The organism is Paenibacillus sp. FSL R7-0048 (genome assembly GCF_038004505.1).
Classification (GTDB): domain Bacteria; phylum Bacillota; class Bacilli; order Paenibacillales; family Paenibacillaceae; genus Paenibacillus_AQ; species Paenibacillus_AQ odorifer.
In genome coordinates this window covers 3,294,915-3,308,298 of the sequence record NZ_JBBORF010000001.1, presented here as the reverse complement: position 1 = coordinate 3,308,298, position 13,384 = coordinate 3,294,915, and the positions used below count along the sequence as shown (strand labels likewise).

Annotated in this window: 18 protein-coding genes and 1 pseudogene; 4 read left to right on the top strand and 15 right to left on the bottom strand. The window is 39.0% G+C overall.

From position 1 onward, the window contains the following. Window positions 1-65: 65 nt before the first annotated feature. The 3 genes from NSQ91_RS14900 to NSQ91_RS14890 form a co-directional block, all read right to left on the bottom strand. The gene (locus tag NSQ91_RS14900; protein ID WP_232061338.1) at window positions 66-626 is read right to left on the bottom strand and encodes a YeeE/YedE thiosulfate transporter family protein; all 561 of its coding nucleotides are present in this window, start codon (window positions 624-626) and stop codon (window positions 66-68) included. Between the two features lie 22 nt (window positions 627-648). After that, window positions 649-876: a sulfurtransferase TusA family protein gene (locus tag NSQ91_RS14895; RefSeq protein ID WP_076129313.1), complete on the bottom strand. Its 228-nt coding sequence runs from the start codon at window positions 874-876 to the stop codon at window positions 649-651. A 66-nt stretch (window positions 877-942) separates the two neighbouring features. After that, complete coding sequence (locus NSQ91_RS14890; RefSeq protein ID WP_076129312.1) at window positions 943-1,632, bottom strand: YeeE/YedE thiosulfate transporter family protein; 690 nt, start codon at window positions 1,630-1,632, stop codon at window positions 943-945. A 173-nt stretch (window positions 1,633-1,805) separates the two neighbouring features. Between NSQ91_RS14890 and NSQ91_RS14885 the strand changes: the two genes are divergently transcribed. Next, window positions 1,806-2,690, top strand: a complete 885-nt coding sequence (locus tag NSQ91_RS14885; protein WP_076129311.1) for a LysR family transcriptional regulator — start codon at window positions 1,806-1,808, stop codon at window positions 2,688-2,690. Between the two features lie 2 nt (window positions 2,691-2,692). On the opposite strand, the gene NSQ91_RS14880 is transcribed toward NSQ91_RS14885, so the two are convergent. The 8 genes and pseudogenes from NSQ91_RS14880 to NSQ91_RS14845 all read right to left on the bottom strand — a co-directional run bounded on the left by NSQ91_RS14880 (window position 2,693) and on the right by NSQ91_RS14845 (window position 7,399). Beyond that, window positions 2,693-2,908 carry a sulfurtransferase TusA family protein gene (locus tag NSQ91_RS14880; protein ID WP_076129310.1) on the bottom strand — a complete coding sequence of 72 codons (216 nt, stop codon included), beginning with the start codon at window positions 2,906-2,908 and terminating at the stop codon, window positions 2,693-2,695. A 14-nt stretch (window positions 2,909-2,922) separates the two neighbouring features. After that, window positions 2,923-3,249, bottom strand: a pseudogene (locus NSQ91_RS14875) (PhzF family phenazine biosynthesis protein); the annotation flags it as partial. 40 nt (window positions 3,250-3,289) lie between these two features. Further along, entirely contained in the window at window positions 3,290-4,021 is a 732-nt protein-coding gene (locus tag NSQ91_RS14870) for a DUF5071 domain-containing protein (RefSeq protein WP_076194311.1), read from the bottom strand. A 44-nt stretch (window positions 4,022-4,065) separates the two neighbouring features. Continuing rightward, the gene (locus NSQ91_RS14865; protein WP_179086328.1) at window positions 4,066-4,506 is read right to left on the bottom strand and encodes a hypothetical protein; all 441 of its coding nucleotides are present in this window, start codon (window positions 4,504-4,506) and stop codon (window positions 4,066-4,068) included. Window positions 4,507-4,838: 332 nt separating this feature from the next. Further along, window positions 4,839-5,342, bottom strand: a complete 504-nt coding sequence (locus NSQ91_RS14860) for a GNAT family N-acetyltransferase (RefSeq protein WP_076194313.1) — start codon at window positions 5,340-5,342, stop codon at window positions 4,839-4,841. 10 nt (window positions 5,343-5,352) lie between these two features. Next, window positions 5,353-5,868 carry a TlpA family protein disulfide reductase gene (locus NSQ91_RS14855; protein ID WP_076194316.1) on the bottom strand — a complete coding sequence of 172 codons (516 nt, stop codon included), beginning with the start codon at window positions 5,866-5,868 and terminating at the stop codon, window positions 5,353-5,355. A 15-nt stretch (window positions 5,869-5,883) separates the two neighbouring features. After that, window positions 5,884-6,411, bottom strand: a complete 528-nt coding sequence (locus NSQ91_RS14850) for a ClbS/DfsB family four-helix bundle protein (protein WP_076305054.1) — start codon at window positions 6,409-6,411, stop codon at window positions 5,884-5,886. Window positions 6,412-6,532: 121 nt separating this feature from the next. Next, the gene (locus NSQ91_RS14845; protein WP_076281134.1) at window positions 6,533-7,399 is read right to left on the bottom strand and encodes a S66 family peptidase; all 867 of its coding nucleotides are present in this window, start codon (window positions 7,397-7,399) and stop codon (window positions 6,533-6,535) included. Between the two features lie 170 nt (window positions 7,400-7,569). Here NSQ91_RS14845 and NSQ91_RS14840 point away from each other — a divergent pair, with 170 nt between their 5' ends. Continuing rightward, window positions 7,570-8,064, top strand: coding sequence for a hypothetical protein (locus tag NSQ91_RS14840; protein WP_076217920.1), 495 nt, complete (start codon window positions 7,570-7,572; stop codon window positions 8,062-8,064). Between the two features lie 18 nt (window positions 8,065-8,082). Here NSQ91_RS14840 and NSQ91_RS14835 read toward each other — a convergent pair whose 3' ends face one another. From NSQ91_RS14835 to NSQ91_RS14825, 3 genes are read right to left on the bottom strand one after another with little or no spacing between them, the layout of a single operon-like run. Next, window positions 8,083-8,601, bottom strand: coding sequence for a GNAT family N-acetyltransferase (locus NSQ91_RS14835; protein WP_076305079.1), 519 nt, complete (start codon window positions 8,599-8,601; stop codon window positions 8,083-8,085). A 41-nt stretch (window positions 8,602-8,642) separates the two neighbouring features. After that, entirely contained in the window at window positions 8,643-9,674 is a 1,032-nt protein-coding gene (locus NSQ91_RS14830; protein ID WP_076305053.1) for a Gfo/Idh/MocA family protein, read from the bottom strand. An 18-nt stretch (window positions 9,675-9,692) separates the two neighbouring features. Beyond that, window positions 9,693-10,580 (bottom strand): sugar phosphate isomerase/epimerase family protein, encoded by an 888-nt coding sequence (locus tag NSQ91_RS14825; protein WP_076129303.1) that lies wholly within the window; start codon window positions 10,578-10,580, stop codon window positions 9,693-9,695. A gap of 124 nt (window positions 10,581-10,704) precedes the next feature. Between NSQ91_RS14825 and NSQ91_RS14820 the strand changes: the two genes are divergently transcribed. Beyond that, window positions 10,705-11,589: a helix-turn-helix domain-containing protein gene (locus NSQ91_RS14820; protein ID WP_076185982.1), complete on the top strand. Its 885-nt coding sequence runs from the start codon at window positions 10,705-10,707 to the stop codon at window positions 11,587-11,589. A 28-nt stretch (window positions 11,590-11,617) separates the two neighbouring features. Then, complete coding sequence (locus tag NSQ91_RS14815) at window positions 11,618-12,439, top strand: DUF2785 domain-containing protein (protein WP_076305052.1); 822 nt, start codon at window positions 11,618-11,620, stop codon at window positions 12,437-12,439. Between the two features lie 89 nt (window positions 12,440-12,528). Here the strand turns inward: NSQ91_RS14815 and NSQ91_RS14810 are convergent, their stop codons facing one another. Then, entirely contained in the window at window positions 12,529-13,323 is a 795-nt protein-coding gene (locus NSQ91_RS14810; RefSeq protein WP_076185986.1) for a hypothetical protein, read from the bottom strand. Window positions 13,324-13,384: the final 61 nt, after the last annotated feature.

The following is a 13,384-nucleotide window of genomic DNA, read 5'->3' as shown; positions in this document are numbered from 1 at the left end:
TAGACTATGATTTCAATAAAATAGGCTGACTCTCGTCAGCACTATAAGCTCAGTCTATTTCACTTTTACATAAAGAATTTGGCTAATAATTTACTGCCTATAAATGCACCAACCAGCAGGAACAATCCAAAAATCCAGCCTGAAAGCGATAAAGAAGCTATAGCCGTAAATAATGCACCTATATTACATCCATTAGCCAGTCTAGCTCCGTACCCCATGAGCAACCCACCAAGTACAGCCGCCACTACCTGCTTTTTGGACTTAATTTTCTTAAGCTTGAACTCGGAAGCAAACAATGTCGCTGCTAATGCACCTAAGATAATCCCTACATTTCGAATAGACCCACCATCATTCAAAAATCCGGAAGATAATGTTTTTTGAGCTTTCTCCGTACTAAAGTAAGCCCAGTTATCTACATTTCCTCCTACCAGTCGATACGCCCAAGCTCCCCAGTCCGCGAAGGCGCTGGTTACTCCCCATCCTTTTGAGAAAACAGCCAGATGTGCTGTAGCGAACACAGCGAGAAGTACAGCTCCAGTTACATAAGTAAACGGTTCTTTGAGCAATTGCTTGTAAAAGCGGTTAGACGATATCTTCAACCAGAATTCGTTCACCGTTTCATTCACCGTCCTTTCCTACTTAGCGATCCTATTTTACCTTCTCAATAACAACTTCCCACTCGCCATCATCGACCTCTTCGATTTCCACATTATGTCCCTGTTTTCTCGCCCATTCTGGTACGTTTTTCATTGCGCAGCTATGATCAATAGCAACAACTAGAACGTCTCCAACATTTAGTTCAGTCATTTTCTTCTCTGTTCTCATTAACGGTACCGGACAAGCTTCTCCCAGGCAATCAAGTGTAAATTCAGCCATCTTAAAAACCACCTTTTATATTTTTTAAAATTCCTAATAGTGAAAATATTCACGTAATAACTTAAACTAATCTGCGCTTCCCATCTTTTTCTCTTGCCATTTAACTGCAGCGATGTACAACAGAAGAATGATCAGGAACTGAACAACTAGCGCTCCAAGCCAACCAAAGACGTCTGGTAAAAATACAGTGGGTGCATCCTTTATAACGTTAGCTCTCCACCAACCCATATCATGTGATCCCCAAAGTGACCCAATGACAAAAAACACAAGTGACAACATCTGCATCGTGAATCCTTCACCTACACGCATCAATGTACCCGAAGCGCAACCCCCTGCAATAACCATGCCAATTCCGAATAATACTGCGCCAATTATCAAAGCAAAACTGATTTGACCCACATTATCCATCCCAGGAATCGGTTTACCTTCCAGGAATGCTGGATACTTTATGGCTGTAAATCCGATCGTAGCGAGAGAAAATGCTATCAGTACAGCTCTTGTTACCGATGTGCTGCCTGTAATACATGGATCTCTAAGTGATGCAGTAAAACAGAAACGTGATCTTTGCAAAATAACGCCAAACGAAATACCGAAAAGCAGGTAGACAACCATTTTATCGTGGGAATGGTCTAGGAAAAAACCAAACCCAATAATGAGAACTGTGACCAGCAACGCGATGGGCAACTGACTCTTTTTAGGTTTTCTAGGAGCTCTGGTTCGGATTGATTTCGTTTCGGGACTTACGGTTTGCCCCATAGTCTAACACCTCCATCGTTTTATGTAATTGACTATGTGAAAATAGTAACATACTTATTTGCGCTGTGGTTATCTGCTTTCTTTATGCTGTATAAGTGTTACTAATGGCACAGATGGAGCGTAATCAAGTATGCTATAGTTTGCACTAACAGCGGGCAACAGGAGGAATAAGTATGAATATGGAAACGCTTAAATTATTTTTAGATATTGCTTCGTTAAAAAGTATATCTAAAGCCGCTCAGAAATCTCATATCACCCAATCCGCACTGAGTCAGCAGTTGAAATCCTGGGAGAATACCTTGGGTTCTGAGCTTTTTGTGAGAAGTAATAAAGGGGCCAGCCTAACAGAAGCAGGGATTATAGCAGAGAAGTATGCGGAGCAAATCTGTAAATTGTATGATGATATGGTCACAGAGATCAATCATTTACAGCCAACACAACATGAGCTGTCTATTTATGCGATTCCAGAAGTCTGTAATTATGCCCTGCCATGTACCTTATATGAGGTAAAAAAGCATTTTCCCAATTGCCATATCACTCTAAACGAAGGGGCATCGTCACTAGTAGAAGAACGTTTGCTTCTTGAAGAAGGTGATGTTGGCTTTATTTCCGGACCTTCCCCGAAATCTGAATTAAGCTCCAATATGGTGTTTTCTGATCAAGTTATGCTAGTGGCAAGCAGTACGACCGTTTGTCCTGATAAAATCACACTGAATGAGCTCCCTAAATATCCGTTAATCTGGTCCTCACAGCTTCATTGTGTGCAAAGGGCTTTAAATAACATATCTGCGAGTGAGCTTAAATTAAACATACTGTTTAATCTGGACTCCCTTGAGGCGGTAAAGCTTGCTGCAATTAGAGGACATGGTGTTGCCTTTCTGCCTTATATGTCCATAAAAAAAGAGTTGTATAGTAAACAACTCAAGATTATTCATATTGATCAGTTCCAAGTAAATAACGATGTCTACATGGTAAAAAAACATAATCAGCGTTGTGACAATGATACGAAACAATTAATTCGTTATATAGAAAAGACATTGATTGATACATTGTGTTGAACTTATATCTCAATCGTAATCTCCCATACCCCATTAATAACTTCTTGGATGGTACATTTCAAATTTGAACCACGACAGTAATCCGTGATGGAAACTTTTGCGCAGCTATGATCAGTAACCAGCATCACCTGTTCGCCATTTTGAATGGCTTTTTGATGTTTTTTTAACATCATTACTGGTACTGGACAGATTTCTCCCAGACAATCAATTTCAATCATGAAGTTACCATACTGAATTGAATGGGTAGCACCCCCACGTTTGTTTCGATCTTTATCGAGCCAGCCTCACCAAGGATCCCCTTTGTTTTTAAAGCAAATAAAGATGCCATTGTAGCATGTCCACAAAGATTGATCTCATGGGCTGGCGTAAAATACTTAAGCCTTAAATCAGCTACATCTGATGAGACTACAAAAACTGTTTCGTTAAAACCGACCTTATGAGCTATCGCTTGCATGTCACTTTCGCTCAAATGAGCCGCATCTAATACTACACCAGCTGGATTTCCTTTGTTGGGATAAGGAGAAAAAGCATCATAATGAAGTACTTTTATGTTGTTCATTGGTTAGTCTCCTTTCAATTTATTTCAAAGCTTGATAACTTCACGAAGTGAGAAACTCAGCAGTAAAAATTTCTATTTCTCTTAAAACTTCTTGGCGGTTAGATATCGCATTACATATATAAAAACGGTCTTTATTGTGCTCATAAAACTGTTTAATTACATTAGGCTGCTGATTTAAGAATTCTTTATGAAGAGCTTCACAATCAATTTCAAGATGAGTATCATGAAGTTCCTTGAGTTCAAATACAAGGACATCTTTTTTGTGCTGGATTATTTCACAGACCACATCTTTTGCGTATATACCGTGAGTTAATAAGATTCTTAATGCCGATAGGTCATTGGCTTTTTCCTGTGAAATCTTAATTAATTCTGCTTGTATCTGTTGGACTTGTTTCGTGTTCCAATGATCAATTAATTTTTCGAAAATCCAATACACCCATTCTTGATCATCGCTGTGTTGATTTAGTACATCTTTAACATATGGAATCATCGGATCCCCTATTTCAAGTAAAAAATCAGCTATTTCCCCCGCACCTGGCCAATTTAAATCTTGTATCCATTCAAGCAAACCCGGCAATATGCTTTTCACACGTGGATATCCTAAACGTATGACTGTTTCAGCCGCTCCATCCCAATAGTCTTTTGATATAGGTTGTACTAATAAATGCAAAGCTTCATCCTTTATATATTGTAGCTTATTAATTGCATCTTCCTTTTCCTCTTCGCGTGTGTGCCATGATAATTTTTTGATTAGACTAGATGCTTCTTCCACTAGATTCACCCTTTGAACTTGAATTTTCCACCACGCCGTTCTAGCTACAACACTGCTTTCTTCCGCTTCATTATCCAAATTATTAATAAGACGATAACCGATGTCCCCAATAAGAAATACATCCAAATCGTTTTTTTAACCAATTCATCATTGGGATAATGGCCTTTATTATAAGCTTTTACAAAGATATCCTCTTGGGTCTTAATAGCAATGTAATCTTTTGGATCGGTATTGATAATTGAGTAGTAGGGCGTACCTTTAGGATAAATATTCGAGAAATTTCCCCTGTACGTGCCTTCCTCATCGGAATATTTAGTTACATGCCCTATCTTCTTATCGATTTCTTCGAAGGGGATGAGTTCATCGTCTGATATTTCGTAGATGTCACCTGAATAAACAACAAACGAACCGGCCCAATCCGCGGAGACCGCATGTAATGGCAATAAAGCAATTATGGCTAGAATTACAATAATGAATTTCTTCATCTCAACCTCCTAGCTTTGGGATTCGATTGATTTATAGATTGTTTTGAAATCTTTTCCATTATTTAATCCATCAATAAGCTCCACTAAACCTGACAAAGATTCCAAACCATCTATTAATTTCTGAATGGGCGATCACATCGAAGTTAAATCCGTCTGGATCAATATCGTTCAAAAGTATCGTTGTTGTGACCTCTGAAAAATCTGGTTCTACATAAAAGGTTGAGGATTTATCATATAGACAACAATCAGCATCAGAAGAAAAAATGAAAGAAATGCGGTGATGATTATGAGTTTCTTTCTTTTTTTGATCATAGGGATTAACTCCTTACGGTTTAGATACAAAGTGATTTCCGATAAATGTATTTATGATCCTCATCCATATCCGTTGATTTCATATACCCCACACTGCGCCAAAACCTTTCATTTGCATCATTAGTCGGGGTTAACTCGATATACTTTGCACCGTCTGCATAAACATGTTTTTCGACCATTGAATAGGCAAATTCACCATACCCTAAATTCCGATACGTAGGTTCAATATAATACTCCATTAAAAAACACTTTCCACCCTCATCAAAATAAGTAACATACATTAAAAATCCAAGCACAGAACCGTCCTTATGTATAAGAAACAAATTTAAAGGATTTATATCTCTTGTTCTTAGCTCTTCAATGATCTCTCTATACTCGTCTGAATAAAAGTAATCCAGGTCAAAATCATCGCCCATAGATACGTGGAGAGATAATTCATTAATGTAACTATTAAAAAGTCCCCAAAATATATCCACATCCGATTGATCTTTTGCTGCAAAAACTTTTAAATGGGTCGTATTCATTTCAACCTCCTTAATCATAGTTTTTAATGAAAATCTTAAACGAGCTCTCAATTGCGTCAAAATCAGTCGAGCCAATAATTTGATCCATAACCTTGCCATCAGAGTTTATAAAAAACAACGCAGGAAAAGCTTGTTCACCAAATTGTTTATGGAGATCACCTGTTTCATCTAGGAGAACAGGATACTTTATGTTGTAATCCGCCACGTATTGTTTTACTTCAGAAAGATCATCTTGATAAAGCAAATTGATTCCGTATATGTTCACTCTATTTTTATATTTCTCATACAATGAGACAATCTTAGGAGCGTCGTCATTACAATATGGACACCATGAGGTGAAAAATACGAATACAGTCGGTTTCTCCGAAAAGTCCACTTGAATTTTGTTTCCATTCGCCAACTCTTTTAGTTCAATGTTCTCAGGACTCTTAATGGGTTTAGAAGAGTTGTTTACTACGACAAATATAATCGAGCTTAATGCAATCAAAAATATAAATGTACTTACAATAATAGATATCTTCTTCAAAAATCATCCGTCCTTTTATACTTCCTTAGTTACATTAAGCTTTTTCCATTTGCGAATCTTAGAACGAAAAGTCTTAAACGGTGCTACTGAATTAATATGAATCCATTTGACCATTGGCCATCTTGGATTGTTTCCTGTCCATTTCCGCACGCCTTGCGTAAAAAGTTCTTCATCACTTAAAGAATCAATCCAGTTCTGCCACTGATGTTCTGTCTCTTGAAATAAAGATCTTAACTCATCTAATGAGTAGGCAGCATATGTATGATAAAACGATTGATATAATCCGCCAAGTTGATTCCATTTATAATCTGGTGAAGGTGTAATAACGGTTAACCCTGCTTTTTCATCCTTATCCCATTTCATAACAAGATGCAACCAGCCCAATTGATAAGCAATGATTTCTGCTGGGGTACGATCAACCCCTTCCATACGATTGTCTCTTTGGGAGTTCTCAATGCCATTAAATTCATGATCAAGAGACTGATAGGCAATATGAATCGCATCTTTCAATTCTTCTTTTGATAGATAATCGTGTGTTGACATCATACCCCTCCTTTAAATCACTTTATTAAATTACTTTACAAATGTATTATGTACTCGCTCTGATTTCAATAAATATGCTCCATTTCCAAGTTCTCTGGCAAGAGGAATTTGATAAAGAATTTTACAAAGTGATTTTATCACCAACAACAATACACTTACTGTTACTGCCATGCCCAAGCTCAGCTGTCTTTATGATAGGAATGGAGGCGGAATGGCTAATTTCCTTCACATACTCTTCTACTATCGGGAATTCATTAAAGTTCTCAAGTTCTGAAAACGACCCTAGAATCAATCCAGCACAAGCATCAAAATATTTCAATTGCTGGAGCTGAGCAAAAAAGGAGACTATTTTGTTAGCTCTGCCACTTAAACTCTCCAACAATAAAATTTTGTCCGAAGGATCCGGAAAATAGCTTGTCCCTGCCAGCTTCAAAAAACAGCGAATATTCCCCCCGATTACTATCCCGCTCATCTGGTTACCACGAACCCAATGATACCGGAAATCGTAAAGATCGTTTTGACCCTCGAAGAATGTTCGATAAAAAGCCCTTTGCTGCTCCGCCCCATCAGAAGACACTAAATTCATCAACTGATAATGATAGGATTTCGAATTATTTTGCGTATATAAAGCGTTCAAAATAACTGACAAATCACTCATTCCGAAAAAGGGTTTGGGGGTCATTCGGATACTTTCATAGTCTATGTACTCTAAGATCTGATTGGCAGAATCCCCACCTGAAATATCGAATATCGCGCTAATTTCAGTATTTTTAAATAGTTGATTCAGCTCCACTGCTCTTTCCATGGGATTGCCGCTGAAATAACCCTCTTTTCTAAACAAAGTATTAGCCACCACTACATGGAGTCCAAATGAATGCAAAACTCTTTTTAATTCCTCTACTTTTGCTAGGTTTTCTACTCTCACACCATCTGAACAAGCAATCAGTCCTACTTTATTCCCGTGAGTAAATTTTAAGGTTGTGTTCATTTTAATAATCCTTTCGATTCTACTTTTTAGTTTAATCTCCTCAAATTTACGATCATATTTACACCATACCATATTTAGGGATTTGAATCATTTTCTTCTTGAAATTATGAAACCACAACATGGTAATATAAGTATAATAATGCAAGATCAAATACATTGGGGGTGTACTAATGCGTAAATCACCGTTGATATTAAGCATGATATTATTATCCCTGGCGTTAATTATGGGATGTAGTTCAGAAGTAGATGATGCTACTAAAGCCGCAGAGAAATATAAAAATGTAGAATATACCGTCAAGGCTTCTGAGGATTTAATGTCTGATGAATCCATTCTTGCGCGAAATGAAGAGATGAAACCGTATTTTACAGAATACTTTTCCGAAAAAGCTATAGCGAACCGAATTACAACTATCCCATTTAAAATCGCTGATACACAAAAGCTTTCTTTAAAACCGGAAAACCTAAAATTCAACCTTTCCGAACAAAAAAAGGATATTGTCGAGTTAAAATATACGGTGGATCTTGTTTTATTGGATAAGGATGACAAAGAAAGTAAACGTGTACCTTTGGAAGGTATATTGACTCTCTTTGATGTGGACGGTAAATGGTTAGTGCAAGGGGATCGATTTGATACTGTAGCATTAATGAACTTGATTGATGGGTAAATTTGAATATCCTTCTTATCATAAAAAGCAGACTGCTCTAATGAGCAACCTGCTTTTTTTGAATCCCATTATTTTTTTGCTCATCCTATAATTGACCAACAGAACACCTTTTCGTTCTATACTTTGTTTCGCAATAAGCTGGTACCCCAATCGTTCAAAAAAAGGTTTAGCAGTGATGCTTGCTTCGGTATCCATTTCATAAAGACCCTGTTCTTTTGCTTTTAATTCAAGCTTATTCGCCAATGCAGAGGCTACACCTTGCCCTTGGTAATCCTTGTGAACATATAATCGATCCAAATGTCCTTCTGCTGTCATATCAGAAAAGCCCACAATAATATTATCAATTTCGGCTACATAAGTGATATTTTGACGTAAAGAAGCTCTCCAAGTATTAAGCTTAAGGGCCTCTTCCTCTTTAGGTGCCCAAGCATCCAGCTGTTCCTGTGAGTAGTCTTGTTTGTTTACGGAATGAACTGTTTCGTAGAACAATGAGACAATTTGACTAAGATCCGATTCTCGGTAAGCTCTAATATTCATTTTGATCTCCTTGCTGGCGATTGTAGTAACAGAAGTCAATCTCAAAACTCCACTAGATCGATTTTCCGGCCAGATTCAGCACTTTCCAGCGCTCCGAACACCATTGCCATACTATACCGATTATCTCTACAATTCGTCTCTGCAGGACGTTGCTCTGCTAATGACAAGAACATCTCATCCAAACACCCTTGATGGAATGTTTTACTCATCTCAACGTTTTCACCATTTACACGCTTTACGTCACGAATGAACTTATCACTCTGATCTCCTGCAGTAACTACCTCAGCATATGGCAGCTCATGACCATCCCAGATTGCGGTTCCTTTCTCCCCGTTAACCCGCCAAGAAGCTTCCCATGACGTGGATGCACCTTCTGCACACCAAGATCCCTGATAGGTAAATATTGAACCGTCGGACATCTCGAAAATGCACACTGCCGAAGCATTCCCCTCATACCATGAACCGGGAGGATTAAACTCCTGACAGTATACGGACACAGGGTTCGCGCCACTAATAAACCGGGCCTGGTCGAAGGTATGAATCGCCATATCCAGCAGCAACGGACTTTTCATAACATCACGGAATCCCCCGAAATGAGCCCCAAGGAAAAAGCTTGCACCGATAAATCCTGTTCTACCAATCGTTCCTGATTCTATGATTTTTCTTAAAGAACGAATACGAGGATCATAACGGCGGTTCTGCATCACAGCATGAGCGTTTCCAGTCCGTTCCGAGATCTCAACAATCTTATTACATTCCTCCATAGTCTCAGCTAAAGGTTTCTCACTAAACACATTACATCCAAGTTCCAATGCAGTGCTAGAAATATTGAAATGACTTCCTGGAACAGTAACGTCAAAGATGAGATTTGCTGCGGTCTCCTGTATCGCCTGCTTAATATCCGTAAACGTCAGACATGAAATCCCATGCTTCACGGCCATCGCCTCAGCTGACTCCAACCTTATATCTACTAGAGCAACGATCTTAGTATCTGGACGCAATAAAGCGTATTCAATCCATGCATTAGCCATTCCTCCGCAACCTGCAACTACTACCCGATACTGTGCTGTCATATTTCTCCCCCTGACTTATTAAAGCGGATTAGGCACAAAGCTGCCTCCGCGGCATTGTTTTAAATGATTCAAGGCATGTACTTGACCCATCATTTCCAGTTCATCCCGATAGACAGGATCATGCCAACCTTCAATATCAATGGTGCCTTTATAACCAGCCTGACGCAAAATGGAGATCACATCCGTCCAGTTCGTATCACCAAAACCCGGAGTACGGTGCCATACATAAGGTTTCGGGCCGTGGATTCCATATTCTTTTACAATATCCCAAGCGATGGTGGCATCCTTGCCGTGTACATGGAAAATCTTATCTGTCCATTTGCGCAGCTGTGGAATCGGGTCAATCAACTGCACCATCTGATGGCAAGGCTCCCATTCGAGTCCCATATTGTCGGCAGGGACAGCGTTAAACATCTTTTCCCAGGCTATTGGATGATGAGCGATATTCCAGTCCCCTGAAGTCCAATTGCCATCCATGGAACAGTTCTCAAAAGCAATTCTTACTCCGCGATCTGCTGCTCTTTTTGTCAGCTCACCAAATACCTCGGCAAACTTCGGAATCGATTCATCAATGGACACTCCTGGTAGTCGTCCCGTGAATCCTGATACCATATCAGTACCAAATACATGAGCATGATCAATAAGCCGTTCCCAGCTCGCTAATGCATCGGAATTGTCACCCGTATTCGTCAAAGGATTGCCAAAGATGCCAACCGATGAAATCACAAAATCATGTTTTGCCGCAAGTTCTTGCACACGCTTACCAGTTTCCACAAGATCTGTTTCACCTGTAGTCTGCCAGAAGGTTAAGCTAAAAGATTCGAAGCCATGACCTACGATTTGCGGAATCACTCTAACAGCATCTCCGCCACCAACTAATGTACCTATACGCATTGTATCCTTCATCTTGTGTACCACTCCAATATTGGTTTATAGTAAGTTCTATAACCCGAGTATATACTGCATTTGAGCTTAAAACTCTTATTATATTGTGTTTATATAGTCGTATATTGTGGGAGTTGAATAAATATTGAGCTATCCTAATGATCTTAAAGAATACCCTCAATTAGAAGGAAACACCTATCCGTTTCGATTGTTTTTTAATGAATGCAGACATGCGAAAATCGGCCAGAACATCCTTTTTCTACACTGGCATGAGCATTTCGAAATCATTATCATGCAAGCAGGCAGCGCCATTTTCCACATCGACAGCAAGCCCTACGAACTGCATCCCGGAGAGGTTTTGTTTGTTCCTTCTGGAGGTTTGCATGTTGGATATAGTCTGCGGGATGATCATGTCCGATTTATATCCGTCGTATTTCATAGTTCTTTATTTAAAGATTGGAAGCAAGATCCTCAACATGAACAATTCGTAGCTCCCTATTTGGAGAATCGATATCAGCTACCAGTTAAACCAGCAGCACTAGTTCCAACCTGTTCTACTTATTACTCTCTTCTGAACACTATCGTGGATGAAGTGCATCAGAAAGGTCCTGCATTTCAGCTGATCATCAAAAATCAACTCCATCTGCTTTTTGTATTGCTCTCCCGTACCTTTTTGCCTGAACAGGTTTCTGGCAGAACAAATGAACGTCAATCCTTCAATCGTGAGCGTTTTAAGCCACTGCTGGAGTACATGGAGAACCATTTTGATGAGAAAATGACCATTGAAAGCGCCGCGAGATCCGTTAATCTAAATCCATACCATTTCTGCAAAACCTTTAAGAAGCTCACCGGCCGAACCTTCATCGATTATGTTAATCTTTGCCGCGTAAATGAAGCAGAACGACTGCTGCTGGAGACAGATTTTACTGTAACGGAGATTGCTGGACGAGTGGGCTGCGACAATCCTAATTATTTTACCAAGCTGTTTAAGCAATATAAAGGAACTACACCATCCGGTATTAGAAAATAATTCACACTGGAAAATAGGAGATTATAAAATGAATTTAAAAGAAACGTTGATATGCATAAAAGAAAATGATTACCAAGCACCTCCCGATACCTTCCAGTTGGTACAAGAAATGATAAATAACATTGGTTCTTTAGATGCCCAACTACGGGATGAGCTAATTTATACAACCTTATCACATTGGATCTCAGGTAATTCTCTAACTACAAACGGACTGCAACAACTTATACCTCTTATCTTGGATAAAAACCATTTGCATTTTAAGCTTGGTGAAACCAATACAGACTCTGTCTTTACTAGATCCTTCTCTATGCTAGTCATCCCACTCCTCTTCATGAGGCATAAAGAATCACCATTTCTCTCAAGAGAGCAAATTCATCAGATAAAGGAGAAGGTATTTTGCAGTGTGCAAAATGAGCGGGATTACCGGGGGTATGTCGAAGAAAAAGGCTGGGCTCATGCTATAGCCCATGCAGCAGATACTTTAGATGAATTGGCTCAATGCTCCGAACTGGATGAAAATGACCTCATAGCTATCCTCGATTTGGTTTACGAAAAGATGACCATAACAGATCGAATATACTCCGATGGGGAAGATGAGCGAATGGTAAGATCCATAATGAGTGTTTTAGATAGAAAAATGCTTAGTCAGACTTATGTAGAGCAATGGATTCAAAGTTTTGGTGATGTGGAGAAAAATCCAGAATTTCTTCCTGCCTTTAAACAAAAAAATAATATAAAGAACTTTTTGAAAAGTTTATATTTTCGAGTTAAATATTACAAAGTACATGCCAATCTCTGTCCAACAATCGAGCATACATTATATAAAGTAGAAAAAGTATACTATTCCTAATTAAAAAAAGTGAGGGTTAGAGCACCCTCACTTTCCATCTACAGTTCAAATACGTGAAGCACTTGCTACCTGTTGACGGGTCTATTAGATTATTCAGTAATTGCTAGCTCCATCCTCCGCACACTCGCAAGCGCGGGAAAAGATTCCAGCACCATCCCTGTATTCCATAACTTAACCTGCTGTCCAACCTGTAAATCCTTAAAGCTGATGGTCTCTCCTGCTTCATTAAACATTTCAGATTTCGCATTGAATGTGAACCAGTAAGATGGATCTTCGTTACCAGGTTCAAGGATTAGAATCCGCTTCGCCTGTTTAGTATCGATATCAACGATTGTACCTACTACATGCGGATCACCTATTTCTGAAATATCATAGGTCAACATCTTTGGATCGATCCACTTTTCAATTTCAAGCTTAGCTGCTTCCGCATCATCTGACGGAATGGTAATAGTTACTTTATTACCAATCGTATCTACACCAGAGCCGTAGAGATTCAGCTTCTGGTATAGTTCTTGTTCATGCAACAATTCTTGAGCAGCTAATAACTCTTGCATCGTATATTTCACATCATGAAGCTCATAAGTACCTGCAGTGAAAGTCTGAGCAAGGCTTTGCTCAATCTCCGAGTTCAAACCTACAATATTAATATGAACCTTGTTATCTTGCAGATAAATATCTCCGTTAGGAATCTTCTGAGCAGATAAGAAAGTCTTAACCGCGCCTGGATCATCCATTGCGGGGTTCGTAGAAGCTAAAATTTGTGGTTCTGAACTAATTACAGGAGTTGGAACCGGCTCCTTATTCGCTTGTTGAGCCTCTGAACAGCCACTGATTAACAAAATAACAACGGGAATCCATATCCAACCAATAATTATCTTACGCATCCTATTAACACCTCCACTCTTCATCTTCTCAAACGAAGACCGGAAGTGATAGGTTGCAGTT

Bases quoted from the DNA above. Each gene is read 5' to 3' on its own strand.
- NSQ91_RS14895 (WP_076129313.1), bottom strand. From the start codon at position 876: ATGGCTGAATTTACACTTGATTGCCTGGGAGAAGCTTGTCCGGTACCG.
- NSQ91_RS14890 (WP_076129312.1), bottom strand. From the start codon at position 1,632: ATGGGGCAAACCGTAAGTCCCGAAACGAAATCAATCCGAACCAGAGCT.
- NSQ91_RS14885 (WP_076129311.1), top strand. From the start codon at position 1,806: ATGAATATGGAAACGCTTAAATTATTTTTAGATATTGCTTCGTTAAAA.
- NSQ91_RS14880 (WP_076129310.1), bottom strand. From the start codon at position 2,908: ATGATTGAAATTGATTGTCTGGGAGAAATCTGTCCAGTACCAGTAATG.
- NSQ91_RS14865 (WP_179086328.1), bottom strand. From the start codon at position 4,506: ATGAAGAAATTCATTATTGTAATTCTAGCCATAATTGCTTTATTGCCA.
- NSQ91_RS14860 (WP_076194313.1), bottom strand. From the start codon at position 5,342: ATGAATACGACCCATTTAAAAGTTTTTGCAGCAAAAGATCAATCGGAT.
- NSQ91_RS14850 (WP_076305054.1), bottom strand. From the start codon at position 6,411: ATGTCAACACACGATTATCTATCAAAAGAAGAATTGAAAGATGCGATT.
- NSQ91_RS14845 (WP_076281134.1), bottom strand. From the start codon at position 7,399: ATGAACACAACCTTAAAATTTACTCACGGGAATAAAGTAGGACTGATT.
- NSQ91_RS14840 (WP_076217920.1), top strand. From the start codon at position 7,570: ATGCGTAAATCACCGTTGATATTAAGCATGATATTATTATCCCTGGCG.
- NSQ91_RS14835 (WP_076305079.1), bottom strand. From the start codon at position 8,601: ATGAATATTAGAGCTTACCGAGAATCGGATCTTAGTCAAATTGTCTCA.
- NSQ91_RS14830 (WP_076305053.1), bottom strand. From the start codon at position 9,674: ATGACAGCACAGTATCGGGTAGTAGTTGCAGGTTGCGGAGGAATGGCT.
- NSQ91_RS14825 (WP_076129303.1), bottom strand. From the start codon at position 10,580: ATGAAGGATACAATGCGTATAGGTACATTAGTTGGTGGCGGAGATGCT.
- NSQ91_RS14815 (WP_076305052.1), top strand. From the start codon at position 11,618: ATGAATTTAAAAGAAACGTTGATATGCATAAAAGAAAATGATTACCAA.
- NSQ91_RS14810 (WP_076185986.1), bottom strand. From the start codon at position 13,323: ATGCGTAAGATAATTATTGGTTGGATATGGATTCCCGTTGTTATTTTG.